Source organism: uncultured Clostridium sp. (assembly GCF_947039605.1).
GTDB lineage: Bacteria > Bacillota > Clostridia > Clostridiales > Clostridiaceae > Sarcina.
Map to the genome: position 1 here is coordinate 41,801 of NZ_CAMQZG010000018.1, position 15,094 is coordinate 56,894.

At 27.4% G+C, this 15,094-nt stretch carries 25 protein-coding genes; 19 read left to right on the forward strand and 6 right to left on the reverse strand.

Annotated elements, in window-relative coordinates:
* Positions 1-4: 4 nt before the first annotated feature.
* From folP to cls, 3 genes are read left to right on the forward strand one after another with little or no spacing between them, the layout of a single operon-like run.
* The gene (gene folP / locus Q0V24_RS08530) at positions 5-814 is read left to right on the forward strand and encodes a dihydropteroate synthase (protein WP_297520432.1); all 810 of its coding nucleotides are present in this window, start codon (positions 5-7) and stop codon (positions 812-814) included.
* Positions 815-823: 9 nt separating this feature from the next.
* Positions 824-1,651 carry a 2-amino-4-hydroxy-6-hydroxymethyldihydropteridine diphosphokinase gene (gene folK, locus Q0V24_RS08535; protein WP_297520525.1) on the forward strand — a complete coding sequence of 276 codons (828 nt, stop codon included), beginning with the start codon at positions 824-826 and terminating at the stop codon, positions 1,649-1,651.
* Positions 1,652-1,688: 37 nt separating this feature from the next.
* Positions 1,689-3,224, forward strand: a complete 1,536-nt coding sequence (gene cls / locus Q0V24_RS08540) for a cardiolipin synthase (RefSeq protein WP_297520434.1) — start codon at positions 1,689-1,691, stop codon at positions 3,222-3,224.
* 31 nt (positions 3,225-3,255) lie between these two features.
* Here cls and Q0V24_RS08545 read toward each other — a convergent pair whose 3' ends face one another.
* Positions 3,256-3,672, reverse strand: a complete 417-nt coding sequence (locus Q0V24_RS08545) for a GNAT family N-acetyltransferase (protein ID WP_297520436.1) — start codon at positions 3,670-3,672, stop codon at positions 3,256-3,258.
* 33 nt (positions 3,673-3,705) lie between these two features.
* Positions 3,706-4,164, reverse strand: a complete 459-nt coding sequence (locus Q0V24_RS08550; RefSeq protein ID WP_297520437.1) for a DUF4883 family protein — start codon at positions 4,162-4,164, stop codon at positions 3,706-3,708.
* 152 nt (positions 4,165-4,316) lie between these two features.
* Between Q0V24_RS08550 and Q0V24_RS08555 the strand changes: the two genes are divergently transcribed.
* Positions 4,317-5,363: a pyruvate kinase gene (locus tag Q0V24_RS08555; RefSeq protein ID WP_297520439.1), complete on the forward strand. Its 1,047-nt coding sequence runs from the start codon at positions 4,317-4,319 to the stop codon at positions 5,361-5,363.
* 254 nt (positions 5,364-5,617) lie between these two features.
* Here Q0V24_RS08555 and Q0V24_RS08560 read toward each other — a convergent pair whose 3' ends face one another.
* The gene (locus Q0V24_RS08560) at positions 5,618-6,739 is read right to left on the reverse strand and encodes a site-specific integrase (RefSeq protein WP_297520441.1); all 1,122 of its coding nucleotides are present in this window, start codon (positions 6,737-6,739) and stop codon (positions 5,618-5,620) included.
* A complete protein-coding gene (locus Q0V24_RS08565) occupies positions 6,696-6,836 on the reverse strand; it encodes a hypothetical protein (protein ID WP_297520442.1) in 141 nt (46 codons plus the stop codon). The genes Q0V24_RS08560 and Q0V24_RS08565 overlap by 44 nt, the downstream gene beginning before the upstream one ends.
* Positions 6,837-7,234: 398 nt before the next feature.
* Between Q0V24_RS08565 and Q0V24_RS08570 the strand changes: the two genes are divergently transcribed.
* From Q0V24_RS08570 to Q0V24_RS08580, 3 genes are all read left to right on the forward strand, one after another.
* Complete coding sequence (locus Q0V24_RS08570; RefSeq protein WP_297520444.1) at positions 7,235-8,221, forward strand: hypothetical protein; 987 nt, start codon at positions 7,235-7,237, stop codon at positions 8,219-8,221.
* Between the two features lie 4 nt (positions 8,222-8,225).
* A complete protein-coding gene (locus Q0V24_RS08575) occupies positions 8,226-8,729 on the forward strand; it encodes a hypothetical protein (protein ID WP_297520446.1) in 504 nt (167 codons plus the stop codon).
* Between the two features lie 98 nt (positions 8,730-8,827).
* Complete coding sequence (locus Q0V24_RS08580) at positions 8,828-9,418, forward strand: restriction endonuclease (protein ID WP_297520448.1); 591 nt, start codon at positions 8,828-8,830, stop codon at positions 9,416-9,418.
* Positions 9,419-9,454: 36 nt separating this feature from the next.
* Here Q0V24_RS08580 and Q0V24_RS08585 read toward each other — a convergent pair whose 3' ends face one another.
* Positions 9,455-9,826, reverse strand: a complete 372-nt coding sequence (locus tag Q0V24_RS08585) for a helix-turn-helix domain-containing protein (RefSeq protein WP_297520451.1) — start codon at positions 9,824-9,826, stop codon at positions 9,455-9,457.
* A 177-nt stretch (positions 9,827-10,003) separates the two neighbouring features.
* Here Q0V24_RS08585 and Q0V24_RS08590 point away from each other — a divergent pair, with 177 nt between their 5' ends.
* The 12 genes from Q0V24_RS08590 to Q0V24_RS08645 all read left to right on the forward strand — a co-directional run bounded on the left by Q0V24_RS08590 (position 10,004) and on the right by Q0V24_RS08645 (position 14,671).
* A complete protein-coding gene (locus Q0V24_RS08590; protein ID WP_297520453.1) occupies positions 10,004-10,204 on the forward strand; it encodes a helix-turn-helix transcriptional regulator in 201 nt (66 codons plus the stop codon).
* Between the two features lie 105 nt (positions 10,205-10,309).
* On the forward strand, positions 10,310-10,492 hold the full coding sequence (locus Q0V24_RS08595; protein ID WP_297520455.1) for a helix-turn-helix domain-containing protein: 183 nt from the start codon (positions 10,310-10,312) through the stop codon (positions 10,490-10,492).
* A 62-nt stretch (positions 10,493-10,554) separates the two neighbouring features.
* The gene (locus tag Q0V24_RS08600; protein WP_297520457.1) at positions 10,555-10,758 is read left to right on the forward strand and encodes a helix-turn-helix transcriptional regulator; all 204 of its coding nucleotides are present in this window, start codon (positions 10,555-10,557) and stop codon (positions 10,756-10,758) included.
* A 282-nt stretch (positions 10,759-11,040) separates the two neighbouring features.
* On the forward strand, positions 11,041-12,273 hold the full coding sequence (locus tag Q0V24_RS08605; RefSeq protein ID WP_297520458.1) for a DnaA N-terminal domain-containing protein: 1,233 nt from the start codon (positions 11,041-11,043) through the stop codon (positions 12,271-12,273).
* A gap of 100 nt (positions 12,274-12,373) precedes the next feature.
* Positions 12,374-12,583: a hypothetical protein gene (locus Q0V24_RS08610; RefSeq protein ID WP_297520460.1), complete on the forward strand. Its 210-nt coding sequence runs from the start codon at positions 12,374-12,376 to the stop codon at positions 12,581-12,583.
* Positions 12,584-12,595: 12 nt separating this feature from the next.
* Positions 12,596-12,796, forward strand: coding sequence for a hypothetical protein (locus Q0V24_RS08615; RefSeq protein WP_297520462.1), 201 nt, complete (start codon positions 12,596-12,598; stop codon positions 12,794-12,796).
* A 15-nt stretch (positions 12,797-12,811) separates the two neighbouring features.
* On the forward strand, positions 12,812-13,183 hold the full coding sequence (locus Q0V24_RS08620) for a hypothetical protein (RefSeq protein WP_297520464.1): 372 nt from the start codon (positions 12,812-12,814) through the stop codon (positions 13,181-13,183).
* A 33-nt stretch (positions 13,184-13,216) separates the two neighbouring features.
* Positions 13,217-13,375 carry a hypothetical protein gene (locus Q0V24_RS08625; RefSeq protein WP_297520466.1) on the forward strand — a complete coding sequence of 53 codons (159 nt, stop codon included), beginning with the start codon at positions 13,217-13,219 and terminating at the stop codon, positions 13,373-13,375.
* A 4-nt stretch (positions 13,376-13,379) separates the two neighbouring features.
* The gene (locus Q0V24_RS08630) at positions 13,380-13,637 is read left to right on the forward strand and encodes a hypothetical protein (RefSeq protein WP_297520468.1); all 258 of its coding nucleotides are present in this window, start codon (positions 13,380-13,382) and stop codon (positions 13,635-13,637) included.
* 205 nt (positions 13,638-13,842) lie between these two features.
* Positions 13,843-14,067 carry a hypothetical protein gene (locus Q0V24_RS08635; RefSeq protein WP_297520470.1) on the forward strand — a complete coding sequence of 75 codons (225 nt, stop codon included), beginning with the start codon at positions 13,843-13,845 and terminating at the stop codon, positions 14,065-14,067.
* Positions 14,068-14,093: 26 nt separating this feature from the next.
* Positions 14,094-14,240, forward strand: coding sequence for a hypothetical protein (locus Q0V24_RS08640; RefSeq protein WP_297520472.1), 147 nt, complete (start codon positions 14,094-14,096; stop codon positions 14,238-14,240).
* A 5-nt stretch (positions 14,241-14,245) separates the two neighbouring features.
* Positions 14,246-14,671 (forward strand): hypothetical protein, encoded by a 426-nt coding sequence (locus tag Q0V24_RS08645; RefSeq protein WP_297520474.1) that lies wholly within the window; start codon positions 14,246-14,248, stop codon positions 14,669-14,671.
* A gap of 179 nt (positions 14,672-14,850) precedes the next feature.
* Here the strand turns inward: Q0V24_RS08645 and Q0V24_RS08650 are convergent, their stop codons facing one another.
* Entirely contained in the window at positions 14,851-15,060 is a 210-nt protein-coding gene (locus tag Q0V24_RS08650) for a KTSC domain-containing protein (protein ID WP_297520476.1), read from the reverse strand.
* Positions 15,061-15,094 lie beyond the last annotated feature (34 nt).

The following is a 15,094-nucleotide window of genomic DNA, read 5'->3' on the forward strand; positions in this document are numbered from 1 at the left end:
TTTTATGTTAATAGGTAATAAGAATTTTGAGATAGGAAAAAGAACTTACATAATGGGTATACTAAATATAACACCAGATTCTTTTTCAGATGGAGGAAATTTTAATGATATAAAGGCAGCACTAATACAAGTGGAAAAAATGATATTAGAGGGAGCTGACATTATAGATATAGGGGGAGAGTCTACTAGACCAGGACATGCAGTAGTTAGCATTGATGATGAGCTAGATAGAGTTATTCCTATAATAAAAGCGATAAGAGAAAAGTATGACATTCCAATATCTATAGATACGTATAAAGGAATAGTTGCACAAGAGGCTATAAAAGCAGGTGCGAATCTTATAAATGATGTTTATGGATTCAAAAAATGTGATTATATAAGTAAAGTTGCTGCAAAATATAATGTACCATGCTGTCTTATGCATAATAGAGAAAATAGTAATTATATAGAAGATATAATCGATGTTATGAAAAAAGATTTAAATGAGAGTATTGATATAGCAATTAAAGCTGGTGTCAAAAAAGATAATATAATGATTGATCCAGGTATAGGGTTTGCAAAAACTTTAGATAATAATCTAGAAGTTATGTATAGACTAGAAGAACTTAAAGAATTAAAGTATCCAATATTACTTGGAACATCAAGAAAATCTATGATTGGATTAACACTAGATTTACCAGTAGAGGAAAGATTAGAGGGAACTTTAGCTACAACTGTACTTGGAATTAATAAAGGAATTGAATTTGTAAGGGTTCATGATGTTAAAGAAAATAAAAGAGCAGCACTAATGAGTGATGCAATGATTAGGAGGTAATAGTATTTGATGGATAAAATAGTTATAAAAGATTTTGAAGTCTTTGGAAATCATGGAGTATTTGCAGAGGAAAAAACACTGGGACAAAAATTTGTATTAGATATAATTTTAAACTTAACAACAGAGGAAGCGGCAAAAACAGGTGATTTAACAAAATCAGTTCACTACGGAGAACTTGCTCATAAATTAGAAGTTGAATTTAAAAAGAATAGTTATGATTTAATAGAGACAGTAGCAGAAAAAATGACAGAGTTTATATTATTAGAATATGAACTTGTAGAATCGGTAAAGATAAGAGTAAAGAAACCTTGGGCACCTGTACACAGAACACTTGATACTCTTTATGTGGAAATTGAAAGAGCTTGGAATGATGTCTATTTATCATTTGGATCTAATATGGGAGATAAAGGTGAGAATATAGATAAAGGTTTAGATATAATAAGAAATTCAAAATACACTAAAATTTTAAAAGTTTCAGATATTATAGTTACAAAGCCGTGGGGGTATGAAGATCAAGATGACTTTTTAAATGGAGCATGTAGAATAAGAACTTTATTATCACCAAAAGCATTAATGAAATTTTTATTAGAAGTTGAAAAAGACTTAAATAGAGAAAGAATTATAAAATGGGGACCAAGAACTTTAGATTTAGATATTATTTTTTATAATGATTTAGTTACAGAAGACGAAGAGGTTGTATTGCCACATCCTAGAATGCATCAAAGAGAGTTTGTACTTAAACCATTAGCTCAAATAGCACCATATAAGATACATTCTTTATATAAAAAGAGAGTATTTGAATTGCTTGAGTTATTAGAAAAAAATAATTCAAAATAAAATATTTATATTTTGAAATTCAATTTAAGGAGTAAATATGAATAAAATACTGAAATTTTTATTTAGTCGTATGGTAATTGTTGGCTTTTTGATTTTACTACAATTAGTTACACTTTTATATGCAATATGGGAACTAAGTGAATCATTTGTTTACCTATATGTATTTTTTATAGCTCTAAGTATTGTAGTTGTAATATATATTGTTAGTAGAAATGACAATCCGTCCTACAAGTTAGCATGGACAATATTAGTTTTGTTAGTTCCGGTATTTGGAGGATTGTTTTATTTGATTTTTGGTGGGAATAAGACAAGTAAAAAGTTTAGAAGAAAAATAGAACTTGCATATAAAAAACATGAAAGTTTAATTCCAGAAGGTAAAGGAATGATAGATAGTATAGCTATAGAAGATAAGCAAGTTGCGAATCAGATGAGATATATAGATGAATTTGCTAAATATCCGCCCTATGAAAATACACTAACAGAATATCTTTCGCCAGGAGAAGACTTTTTTGAATGTTTTATAAAAGAACTTAAAAAAGCAAAAAAATATATTTTTTTAGAATATTTTATAATAACAGAAGGGTATATGTGGGATGAAATCTTGAAAATTTTAGAAGAAAAAGTTAAAGTTGGTGTAGAAGTAAGAGTAATGTATGATGATATGGGCTGCCTTAGGACACTACCGTATAAGTATGAGGATGTGCTAAGGGAGAAAGGAATAAAGTGTGTAGTGTTTAACCCATTCCTACCATTGCTATCTCTTAGAATGAATAATAGAGACCATAGAAAGATAGCTGTAATAGATGGGTATATTGGATTTACCGGTGGAATAAATTTAGCTGATGAATATATAAATAAAATAGTTAAATTTGGACATTGGAAAGACTCTGCAATATATCTAGAAGGTGATGCTGTTTGGAGTTTAACATTAATGTTTTTACAGGCTTGGAATTTTGATAATCCAAATGAGGAAAATTATGAGCAATTTAAACCAATACCAAATATTAATAAAAAATTTGAATCAGATGGATATGTTCAACCTTATGGAGATAGCCCTTTAGATGGCGAAACTGTTGGAGAAAATGTATACTTAAATGTTATAAATAAAGCAAAAGATTATGTATATATAACAACACCTTATTTAATAATTGATAATGAGCTTGTAACAGCACTAATACTTGCGGCTAAAAGTGGAGTTGATGTAAGGATTATAACACCACATATAAGAGATAAATGGTATGCTCATATTGTTACAAGAGCATATTATGCGTATCTTATAGAATCTGGAGTTAAGATCTATGAGTATACGAATGGATTTATTCATTCAAAAACATTTGTATCAGATGATGATATAGGAATTGTAGGTACTATAAATATGGACTACAGAAGTTTATATTTGCATTTTGAATGTGGAGTATTCCTATATAAAACAAAGTCAGTTGGTCAAATAAAAGAAGATTTTATAAATACTATGGGAATTTCACAAAGATTTACATTAGATGATTGTAAAAAAATAAAAGCATCAAATAAAATAGTGAGATCAATACTAAGAGTATTTGCTCCATTATTATAAAAAAATTAAGAGAGCTAGAAATCTAGCTCTCTTAAAATTTTTTTATATAGAAAAGTTCACCAATACCATTATTAATAGCTGAAATGTGACCACACTCTTCAAAGCCCATTTTCATATGCCAACCTTGTGAGGTTATGGCATTGCTCATTGTTGAGCTAAGTAAAAAGTTATGTCCCTTATCTTTTAAATGTTTTTGAGTAAAACTTAATAAGTTTCTTGCAACACCTTTATTTCGATAATTTTCATCAACAACTATATATCCTATAAAAGGCATATGTGTCCATAAATATTCAAACTTAAGACAAGCAACAACTGTAGATGAAATAGTATCTTCAAATACAATAACTTCCTTTTCTTCTATTTTTCTTTTGATAAATTTTTCATCATTATGCAAATCTAATTGAGTACAAATATTCAAGTCAGTTAACGTAGCAAATCTAACACTCATAAAAACCTCCATTAATATAAATAAATTTGAAAATTAATTTTTTAATATAAAATTACAAATAGACTCTGCTTTTAAAGAGAGTGGAAGTGAACTTATATCTAAAAAGTCTTTTTCATATACCCCATCCCATGGATATATAGATATTATATCATTTCCATATACGTCTATAACATACTTTTGGGTATTATTCTTTATATGAAGTTTAAATAAACATTCGATATCAGAACTAAGTGGTAAGGTTATAGATTTTAAATCAAGTTCATTTACCATATCTGAAATAAGTTTAGTAGAATTTTTATCTAAAATAACTTCTTTGTAAAATTTATTTTCGATAAGTTTTATTTCTGTGATATCAGTTGTAATTAGTTCTTTTAAACTTTCAGAATAATGAGATTCACTTGGTTTGTTTTTGTTACTTGAATATTCAATCGTTGAACATGAAATAAAGTTTAAGCTTATAGATAGAATAGAGAATAGAATAAATTTTTTCATAAAAAACTCCTTGAATTTACTTATCTAATTATTATGTATAACTAGTGATATATAAATTCTATTCAAGTAATAAGATAAATATTAATAAAAAGTAATATTTTTACATATTTGTTAATATATCTTAAGAGTAAATAAGTTTAATAGGAGATTATATGTATTTAATAGCAACAATTGGGCCAAGATCTTGCGAAAATAACATTATAGACGCTATAGTAAAGGGCGGCGCTGATACAATAAGGATAAACTTATCACATGGGAAATATGATGATATAGATAAGGTTATAGGATACATAAGGCGAAATTATCATGATGTAAAAATACTTATGGATTTACAAGGTCACAAAGTAAGAGTTTCTCATAAGCTTAAAAAAGAATTTTTTGCTGATAAAGGTTTAGTAACTTATTTTTGTTCTCAGGATGATTATGAGAGTTTAGTTGAATCTCATTCTGGGAATGAAAAGATAATACCTCTTAATATATCTAGCGAACAAATTAGGTCAGTACAGCTAACAAAAGTGTATATGAAAGATGGGATAATGCAATTTAATGTTTTAGAAAATCGTGATGGAATTATAAAAACTATAACTAAGATAGGGGGAATGGTAAGAGCAGAAAAAGGGTGTAATCTTCCAGGATTGCAAAGAGAACATCTAGATTTAACAGAAAAAGATAAAAAAGATATTCAGTTTGCGTTAAATGAAAAGGTTGATATTTTATGCTATTCATACTGTTCATCAGAATCAGATTGTGAAAAATTCAAGAAACAAGTTTTTGATACACTTAGAAGAGGAGATAAAATACCAAGACTTTTTGCGAAAATAGAAACTAAAGAAGGTGTTAAAAATATTTCAGTAATAGCTAAGGCACTAGATGGTGTAGTTATTGCAAGAGGTGATTTAGTACCAGAAAGTGATCTTTTAGCACTTCCAATTATTCAAGAAAAAATAGTTAGTACTCTTAATAAACAACAAAAAGAAGTGATAGTAGCAACGCATGTATTAAATTCAATGAAGAAAAAAGGTACAAAACCACATATTAGTGAACTTTCTGATATATATAATATGATAAGAAAAAATGTAAGTGGATTTATGCTAACGGGAGAGACAACGATTGGTGATAATCAATTTGAAGTTGTAAAAACATTAAAGCAAGTTATGGATTATTATAGTAAGATAAGCGAAAAAATTAAAAAGAAATAGTAAATTTAAATAAAAAAAGAGTGCCTCAGAATAAATTCTGAAGCACTCTTTTTTTATTTGGTACCGAAAATGGGATTCGAACCCACACGATTTCTCGTCAGATTTTGAGCGAAACCCAGTGTGTTTACCATAATATTCCAAGGTGTGTTAATGTGCTTATATACTAACATTAATGGTATATTAGTCTTTGCAAGGATATAGTATATTTTATTATAAAACATATTTAAATGACCTAAAAATGACCTAAGTAAAATTTAACTAAACATTTTATCTATGTTATTAGCAGCTTCAACTTCTAGTTCAGATAATACATGAGTATAAAGGTCTGCGGTTATACTTATTGTACTATGCCCTAAATTTTTACTTGTAACCTTTAATGAAGTACCAGCTTTTAAATGTAAACTTGCATTAGTATGGCGAAGGTCATGAAATCTAAGATGTTTAAAATCATTTCTTTCTAAAAATGCTGCAAAAAGTTTTGAGAAACTTTCTGAGCTAAGAGGTTCACCATCCATTTTACAAAACACTAAATCAAATCTATTAGGGATACCATCATATTTTAATAGTTTAAACTCGCTATAACAGTATTCTAAACGATTTAATAACACTTTAGGTATATTTATAGTTCTAAGACTAGAATGTGTTTTAGGCTCTTTAAACCCCACTGTGTTATTAAGTCTATCTCTAAATGTAACTTGGTCAATAATAAGAGTTCCTTTTTCAAAATTCACTTTATCCCATGATAAACCTAAGACTTCACCAGAACGCAAACCTAAAAGTATTGCTAAGTGAATTGGAACTTCATATCTTGTTTCTTTAGAAATTTCTAAAAGCTCTTTAGCCTCAGATTCAGTCAAAAAATTGGCTGTATTAGTTTTTTTGAATTTAGGTGGATCTATATAATCTATTGGATTAAAATCTATAAATCGTTTTCGCTTAGCATCATTTAAAGCTTTATTTAAAAGCCTATGATATTTAACTACTCCATTTTTACTTAGATCATTAGCTAAAGTTGAATAAAAGGCTTCTATATGCATGGAATTTAGGTTATTTAATGTAATACCTGCAAAGAAATTTTTTATTCTAGTATTTATCATATCTTGATAATAGACAAATGTTCTAATTTCTAAATTATTTTTTCTTAACTCATTCCAGCTCATTAAATAATCATAAGTATCTAGCTTAGTTGGAAGTATAAAGAGTTTTTTATTTAATTTGTTCTTTTCCTCTACTAAGCGAACTTTTGCATCTTTTTGCTTATCAAAAGAGGCTAATTGTTTTTGCTTTAGTTTTTTATCAATAGGGTCTCTATAATTGCATATAACGCAATATTTACTGTGCTTTTTTCTTACGAATATACTTGTTATTTGTATCATTTTGTTTTTCCTCTCTTGTTAAAGTATTATTTTTATAAACTATTTTATCATCTTCAAATACAATTATTATTCTTTTTAAAATATCATTAATATTCAAAATTTCCCCCTTAAAATAAAATGTATTTGGAGCTCCTAAATTCATATTATAACTGATAATACTAATAAACAAGTGGATTTACAGTTTGTTAAGGTGTCGATATACCGACAAAGTTCTTTAAAGTAGACTTAGTCTATATTTGGATTATATAGGTATAAATAACATATTAAATTTAGTTCATATGTTATTGTGCAATGTTATAAAATGACATGGTGTATTATGTCTTGTAGAATTTAACAATTTATTAATAATGATACAAAATATGTAAAATTAGAATGAGATAGAGTAAAATAAAGGGAATCACTAATTGGCAAAAATATTTATGGTGGTTGCTAAAAAAATATTTTAATGAAATTTATTGTATTTAAAAAGTATTTAGATGCGAACAGGGGGACATAATGAAAAGAAAAATAGAAATGTTAGAGGTTAAGTTAGTAGCAAAAAATAAAACAGATCATGATGATGACTTTGAAGTAAGAGAATTTTCAGAGTTTGTTATAATAAAAGATATTTTTGACTATCATTATAATAAGGAACTTTCAAATAAACGAGAATTTAAAGGAAGACATATAGCTTTTTTAATTGAATTAATTAAAAATATTGAAACGGATAGTGAAGAAAATAAAATTGCTAATAGTCAGTTTATAAAAATGAATTATATAAAATACAATAAAGCAACACAGGTTGTAGATACTGATTTTGTACGGGCTTTTAAAAAGGCTAAGAACCAGGGCGATTTAGATAATCAACATTATATTCACACGAATTTAAGAGATTGCAATATAGCAATAATAGCTTGGGAAAATATAATGGGTGCAGTATCAAAAAGTATGTTAGAATATGAATTTAATAGATCATATAAAGCTTTTATCAAAGAAAATTATAAATTAGAAGGTGAACTTGAACTGCGTGATAGATTATTAAACTTTGAACTGAAAATAAATCATTTACCTTGCACTAAATTTTTAGATGAATTACAATCTTTAAATAAAATATCTTTATTTAAATTTAATATAGGTAAAAATTTCATTAATTTAGATGAGGATGTTAAATTTGGAAATGAGACTATATTTAAAGATTCCGTTGAGTTAATTTATAAGCCTATAATATATAATAAATGTTTTAAGAAAGAGGTAACTAAATATATAAAAAATATGAATAAAGATAAAGTCACTAAAATAGTTATATCAGGAACTAAGGATGGTTCACCTATAAGTATTGATACGGAAAAAATTAAGTATAATAAGTATATAGAGGTTAAAGAAGATATTGATGGTTTAGTAGATAGTGAAGATATACAAAATATTTTAATAGAACTACTTGCTGAAGTGATAGAGAATTATAACCCAGATATATGTATAGCACTTGATGAAGCAGAGGAGTGATTATGTGTTTAAAAAAATATTAATAATTTTCCAAAATTTTTTAAAGTCAGCTAATAAAAAAGAATTGTGTGAAATATTTATAATACCTCTAATATTAAGTTTAGGTTGTTTTTTTATTACAAAAAAAGTAGATGTAATAGATAATCTATCAGAGTTTAATGATGCTATTATAACTATAAGTTCACTATTAGTTGCATTTGGTGTTGCATCGTTAACGATTTTAGCAACATCAGCTAGTGATAATATATCATTAGCAAAGAAAGAACAAACAGATCGAAAAGACCGAATGAATTACTATATAAGTTATTATAAGTTATTAATGATTCGAAGTGTGTTTAGTTTGGTTTATCTAATTATGATATTATTTATAGCTATTTCGATAAAGTTTTTAGGTGATACCATTAGTTGTGCAATTATAGGGTACATAGAATTTTATCTTATAGCAACAGCTATAATGCTTCAAATTCTTACAGTAACTAGCTTATATTTTTTGTTTTCCAGAGAGTAATTAAATTAAAAGGCATATTTAATCAAAAATTCAGATTAAATATGTCTTTTTGAATATAAAGTTATTTTTTCGACCAAAATATAACTTGAGGTGAAAAAATGTATTTTATAATAGGTGTCATAATATTTAGTGGTATTATTTTTTTATTGGCAATTAGAGATATAAAACAGTGTAGTAAATATGAGCAAACAAGAACTAATGAAAGAAGAAATAATGTGCACAACTCACTTAGAAAGACTGAAGAGAAAAAGAGTACTTTAAATTATGATAATAGGAGCATATATGATATTTCGAAGGGTATTAAGTTTAATTTAAATCCAAGACAGTTTGAAATATTTTGTTCGTTATTATTTAAGGAGTTAGGTTATGAGGTTGAACTTACTCAATATCAATATGATGGTGGAAAAGATATTATATTAGATAAACATATTATAGTAGAATGTAAAAAGTTTATAACACAACAGGTTGGAAGAGAGATTTGTCAAAAACTTATAGGAGCAATGGTTCAAAATAAAGCTGATGAAGCAATAGTTCTTAATACAGGTTTATTTAATGCTAATGCAAGACAATATGCACGAGAAGTTGATTCAATAACTTTATTGGGTTTGGGGGATATTAGTCATATGCTTGATAAAATAGGTCTTAAAAAAGCAAATTACATATATCAAAGAACTTTAGATAATAAATAAAAATAGCTATAGATCATTACGTATCTATAGCTATTTTTATTTGCTATCATTTTCTTTTTCTAACAGTTTATTAATATCAAAACCTACAGTTTTTAATTTTTTTACAAGTTCATTTAATTCATCTTGAGTTATTTCTTGCTTTAAACCTTTAGCGACTTCTATTGTATATGTGTGATTATCTAATAATGTAGTATATACGTTAGAGTCTTTATTAGATGTTCGGCCAAGAAGATAATCTACAGTAACATCAAAGTAATCAGCTATTTTAACCAGCATGTCTTTATCAGGGTTTCTCCTGTTTTGTTCCCACATTCCAATAGTACTAGCACTTATTTTGAAAATATCACCTAATTCTTTTTGGCTAAGAGATTTACTTTCTCTAAGATTTTTTATAATCTTATCAAACAAATTAGCACCTCCAATATTGATATATCTTTATATTACCACAAATTGTGGGTGTGTTTTTTAAATTCACACAAAAAAATTTCAAAAAAACATTGACCACACTAATAGTGGTGTGTTATTCTAAATACAGAGTCACACTAATAGTGTGCAAAGTTTGAAAGGAGTGAAATTATTTTGATTATGAATTTAATTGATTTTAGAAATGATTTAGGTTCTTCACAAAAAGAAATAGCAAGAAAATTAGGAATAACCTATTCTTTTTATTCCAAAATAGAGACTGGTGAAAGAAGACCTAGTTATAATTTTTTAAATAAATTTAAAAAAACATTCCCGAATGCAGATATTGATAAAATTTTTTTTGCAAATAATCCACACTTATAGTGTGCTTTGTGGAAAGCAATAATTTAATTTTATAATCTATTCGATAATTATGCAAATTAAATACCACTATATGACTTATAAGAATAACTTTAGGGAGGTAATCAAATGAGAAGAGAAGATTTAAAGGAAATATTAACTGTAAATGAGGTTGCTGCATATTTAGGAATTAGTAGAGCACATGCTTATGAACTATTTAAACAAGAAAGGTTTAGAGTTATAAGGATGGGGAAATGTATCAGAATACCTAGACATAGCTTTTTAAATTGGGTAGATAATAATGAAAAATAGTTAACACAGAAATATAACAGACTGTTGCTAAACTAGGGATAGAAAGTACAGGAGGTTATATTATGTATGAACTAAAGATAAAGAAATTTAGAACACAAAAAAAACTCACACAAAAGCAATTAGGTGAGTTAGCACAGGTAAGTAGAAATTATATATCAGAACTTGAAAATGATAAATATTATCCAACAATTGACGTATTAATCAGAATTTGTGTAGCACTAGAAGTAGATCCAAACTCAATTGTAGGGTGGGAAACTGCATCTTAGGAAATGACCTAAATAAATATATTTAGGGGTGAGATTTGTGGATTTAAAAATTTTTAGAAAATATATGAGTGTATGCAAGGAACTAGGAATTACACCTACATACATTCAAGTTTTAGAATTAAAAGTTAATAAACATTAGGACGTGTATTACTTTTAATTAGTATTAAAAAATCAACTAACGTTAATTTATTTTTAAGTATTATTTCTAAATTATAAGTTATTTTCAGAAAATTATCAATGTGAAAATATGGAAGTTGATATGGTAAAGGGGAATTTTGAATTATGAAACTTGAGGAATTATTATTTAATGAACAACCAATCACTATTAATAAAAAGTTAGCGGCTGTTTTAGGGCTTAAAGAAGCAGTTGTTTTTCAACAAATACATTATTGGTTGGATATAAACAAAAGAAATAAGACAAATTTTAAAGATGGCCGTTATTGGACCTTTAATAGTTTGAAAGATTGGCAAGAAAATGATTTTGAATTTTTAAGTTTAAGGACTTTAGAGAGAACATTTCAAGGGTTAGAAAAAGATGGACTATTAATTACAGCAACTTTTAATAAAATGGCTGGGGATAAAACTAAGTGGTATTCATTGAATTATGAAAAATTGTTAGAAGTTGCAGAATTGAGACTGGATAAAAAGAAGAATTTATCTAAAAAAAGAAGTGAATTTGGTAAAAAAGGTGCTTTAGCAAAAAAAGAAAATAAAGATGAAATGGATAAAAATATACCCATTCCACCAAATTGGCAGGATGGTCAAAGTATCTGCCAAATTGGCAGAATGCTTCCACCAAATTGGCAGAATGGTTCCGCCAATTTGGCAGAAGCAATACCAGAGACTACTACAGAGACTACTACAGAGATTACTATTAGTAATAGTAAGGGCAAGCCTTTTACTTTAGAAAATAAAGAAAATAGTTTTATAAATTTATTTGAATCTAGTATTTGTATTTTGAAAACAACACCTAAAATCAAATTTTTAGAAGTTATAGAAAAGCAAGATGAAGAATTTTTAGAAGTATTAATAGATTATTGTAAAACTAAAAAAGCTAGATCATATAGCTATTTTGAAAAAGTTTTAGAGGAATGTTTGGTTAAAGAGGTAAAAACAAAAGAGGCCTTATATAATTCGATTTCAGATTTCCATAAAGAGCAAGAGGATAAAAAGATTGCAGCTTTAAAAGAGAAGCAGGATGGAAAAATAAATCCACAAGCAGCAGAAGATTATTTAAAGGGAGTTCAAGAAATAAAAATTGATGAAGAAATGATTTCTAAAAAAGATTGTTTTGATGAAATTAAAGAAATTATTAAACCTAATTTAACAGAAGTAGCATTTAAAACATGGATAGCGTGTTTAAAATTTTTAAAAGAAAAAAATACGGTAACAGTAGTGGCACCTAATGATTTTTCAAGAGGTATCGTAAAGAAAAGATATGAGAAAGACATTATAGCAGCATTAAGAAAAGCTAAAATACACTATGAATTGATAGAATATAAGATTACAGCATAAGAGGGAAATATGGAGATACTACTAAGCAACTATAAGACTTCAAGGGGATGGACATATCAAGAGTTAAAATTTAATTTTGAATGTTTAGGAGGAAATAGTAATGGAAAAAGGAATAGTGCTAGGAGCAATGGAGATTGTTCAAAGGAAAGTAAACAAAGCAGAGCATAGACTCAACTGGATAAGAGAACAAATGCAAGAACAAGGAATTGAGGAAGAAAATATTGATAAATGGTTTGATGAACTAGAAGAAAATATTACAGATATTAGATATCAAGCAGAAGAAATAGAAGAAAAGTTAAGTGAAGAGTAAGGGGGAGTTAAGATGGCAACAGTAAAAATTGAAGTTAATTGCTATGAAGTAAAAGAAATAAAAGAGTGTTTTAGTTGCAAGGGACATGTAGAAGTTGATGAAGCTGGAGTTGATATAGTTCTTGGAGATAATACAACTTTCATGTGTGATGATTGTGGTGATGTGTTTCTTAAAAAAATGCTTACAGAGTTCACAGGAGTGGACCATAACTAAGTTGGAGGTGTAATTATGATAAAAGGGTATAAAAGTTTGAGTGAAGAAAATAAAAATTTATATGATAGGTTTTTAGTGAATTTTTTAAATGGATGGGGACTAAGAGCTAGAGCGGAGATTGAGGTTAAAGAGGTTTACTGGTGTAGAGAAACAACTAGATTTATAAAAACAGTAGATGGATATAGCCGAATAGGAGAAGAATATGAAAAAATAGTTAATGGAGCTTGGAAAAGGATATCGAAGCAACAAGAACTAAAAAAAGAATACAAAAGAAATATGATTGACAATAAAATTTATGCAAGAAAAAAAGAATATTTAAGATTCGATTATTTTCATGGTACTAGTGAATATTGGTTACATGTTTATGGTGCAAATGACTATTATTAATGGATGTACTTATGGGAAGGTACAGTGGATTTTATGATGACTTTCAATGCAGCACTTGAAGCTTATAAATTGGGCAAGAGAATACAGAGCATAGTCAGTAATAATATCTATTCAACTGGGAAAATAGATATTAAAAATGCTTGTAATAGAGAAAAACAAGGTTTTTGGTGCTTATTAAAAAAGGAGGCGTAGAAATATGTTTGGTAGTGATATTTTAAAAGATTATTATGTTATATTTTTTGATTTTAAAATAAATAAATATTTTGTTTATAAGTATTTAAGAAATAGAAAGCTTACAGGTAGACAGAGGTGGGATATGATTTATAAAAATGAATATTCACCAAAAATAATTGCAAGTGGAGAAGTAGTTAGTGCAAGAAAGTATGAAGAGCTTATAGAAAGTTTAAAGTTGCCAAGTAAGAGATGTGAAAGAAATATGACTTTTGATATATAAAACGAAATTTTAAAGAAGAAAGGTGAGGAACATAATAAAGATAAGATTAACCTTTGTTGATGATATAAAGGGAAATGAAGAACTAAAGATAATAACTAAATTACTAGAAAGAGATACAAACTTGATAAGGGAAGAGGGAAAAGTAAGTACTCAAATATTTATTTAGATGTGGAGGTGCAAGACGATTTGTCGGGTGGAGAGAATTGTGGAAGTGAAATATCAAGCATTACGAGAAGATAAAGAAATAGCTATAAATTTTATAGAAGCTATATTTAAATCTAAAAATGGAAGAAGAGATTTAAAGAAAGATGAAATGCTTGAGAAAGATATTTTGGCTTTGGTAGAAGAGGGAATAACAAAAGTTGAAATAAGAAAGAGACTTGGAATTACAGAGTATAAACTATATGACATTTTAAGTAACTTGACATAATAATTAAAGTGTAGAGGTAGAAAGGTATGTGGATAGGAATTAGTGTTGAAGAAGTTATAAGTAGAGCATGTGAAAAAGCTTTACCTAAAATTCAAAGAATTATAAAGAAGAATGAGGGCAAGGAAAAGAATAAAAAGAGAGTTAGAAATAGACAGGAACTTAGGGGGAAGTAAAGTTTATGGATAAACAAATGTTGCAACAATTAAGATATAGACTTAATCAATATAGAGTTATCGTAGCAAAAAGAAGAGCATTAGAGATAAGACTTAAAGAGGTAGAACAGTTAATAGGACTTAAAGGAGTAGGTTATGACAGTGTAGGAGGGGGTTCTGGAATAAGTAGAACAACAGAAAATCAAGCTATGAAATTAATTCAAGCTAGAGAAGAATTGGAATTTAATATAGCTCATAAAGGCATTGAAGTAGATAAAATAGAAAATGCATTAAGTGTTCTAGATCCAGGGGAGCGAGAAGTAATTGAATGTAAGCATATAGAAAATCATAAATGGGAAACTGTTTATTACAACGTTAAAAAAAGTGATAAAACTTGTAAAAAGCTTGAAAGAGAAGGGTTAATAAAAATGATGGAGATATTAAATTATTAGCGTTCCTTTTCTTGAAAAAAAGAAATCAATATAGTGAATTTTGGATATATATACAGTATCAGTGAATTCAGATGGAGATAAAACAGGAAAATTAATTGCGAAATTAAAAAAATCATAGAACCTTATAAAACTAAAATAGTAATATGCAATGGTCCTATGATAATACTAGAAATTGTAAACTAACCAACTCTTTTGAATTGATAAGAATTTTTTATATATGCAGCATGATATTGTCCATGAGAATTAGCATTTAAAAGATTGTCATATACGTTTGACGGAACGTTAAAATAATCATAAATACTAGTTCTGAATTGAACTCTTAAAGTCATAGAGCTTCCATCATAACCAATTGCAACTAGATTGCTAGAATTTACAGAAATCATATTCATAGTAAGTTTCCTCCTTATATTTTATTAGGATAAT

Bases quoted from the DNA above. Each gene is read 5' to 3' on its own strand.
- folP (WP_297520432.1), top strand. From the start codon at position 5: ATGTTAATAGGTAATAAGAATTTTGAGATAGGAAAAAGAACTTACATA.
- folK (WP_297520525.1), top strand. From the start codon at position 824: ATGGATAAAATAGTTATAAAAGATTTTGAAGTCTTTGGAAATCATGGA.
- cls (WP_297520434.1), top strand. From the start codon at position 1,689: ATGAATAAAATACTGAAATTTTTATTTAGTCGTATGGTAATTGTTGGC.
- Q0V24_RS08545 (WP_297520436.1), bottom strand. From the start codon at position 3,672: ATGAGTGTTAGATTTGCTACGTTAACTGACTTGAATATTTGTACTCAA.
- Q0V24_RS08550 (WP_297520437.1), bottom strand. From the start codon at position 4,164: ATGAAAAAATTTATTCTATTCTCTATTCTATCTATAAGCTTAAACTTT.
- Q0V24_RS08555 (WP_297520439.1), top strand. From the start codon at position 4,317: ATGTATTTAATAGCAACAATTGGGCCAAGATCTTGCGAAAATAACATT.
- Q0V24_RS08560 (WP_297520441.1), bottom strand. From the start codon at position 6,739: ATGATACAAATAACAAGTATATTCGTAAGAAAAAAGCACAGTAAATAT.
- Q0V24_RS08570 (WP_297520444.1), top strand. From the start codon at position 7,235: ATGAAAAGAAAAATAGAAATGTTAGAGGTTAAGTTAGTAGCAAAAAAT.
- Q0V24_RS08580 (WP_297520448.1), top strand. From the start codon at position 8,828: ATGTATTTTATAATAGGTGTCATAATATTTAGTGGTATTATTTTTTTA.
- Q0V24_RS08590 (WP_297520453.1), top strand. From the start codon at position 10,004: ATGAATTTAATTGATTTTAGAAATGATTTAGGTTCTTCACAAAAAGAA.
- Q0V24_RS08595 (WP_297520455.1), top strand. From the start codon at position 10,310: ATGAGAAGAGAAGATTTAAAGGAAATATTAACTGTAAATGAGGTTGCT.
- Q0V24_RS08600 (WP_297520457.1), top strand. From the start codon at position 10,555: ATGTATGAACTAAAGATAAAGAAATTTAGAACACAAAAAAAACTCACA.
- Q0V24_RS08605 (WP_297520458.1), top strand. From the start codon at position 11,041: ATGAAACTTGAGGAATTATTATTTAATGAACAACCAATCACTATTAAT.
- Q0V24_RS08610 (WP_297520460.1), top strand. From the start codon at position 12,374: ATGGAAAAAGGAATAGTGCTAGGAGCAATGGAGATTGTTCAAAGGAAA.
- Q0V24_RS08615 (WP_297520462.1), top strand. From the start codon at position 12,596: ATGGCAACAGTAAAAATTGAAGTTAATTGCTATGAAGTAAAAGAAATA.
- Q0V24_RS08620 (WP_297520464.1), top strand. From the start codon at position 12,812: ATGATAAAAGGGTATAAAAGTTTGAGTGAAGAAAATAAAAATTTATAT.
- Q0V24_RS08625 (WP_297520466.1), top strand. From the start codon at position 13,217: ATGATGACTTTCAATGCAGCACTTGAAGCTTATAAATTGGGCAAGAGA.
- Q0V24_RS08630 (WP_297520468.1), top strand. From the start codon at position 13,380: ATGTTTGGTAGTGATATTTTAAAAGATTATTATGTTATATTTTTTGAT.
- Q0V24_RS08640 (WP_297520472.1), top strand. From the start codon at position 14,094: ATGTGGATAGGAATTAGTGTTGAAGAAGTTATAAGTAGAGCATGTGAA.
- Q0V24_RS08645 (WP_297520474.1), top strand. From the start codon at position 14,246: ATGGATAAACAAATGTTGCAACAATTAAGATATAGACTTAATCAATAT.
- Q0V24_RS08650 (WP_297520476.1), bottom strand. From the start codon at position 15,060: ATGAATATGATTTCTGTAAATTCTAGCAATCTAGTTGCAATTGGTTAT.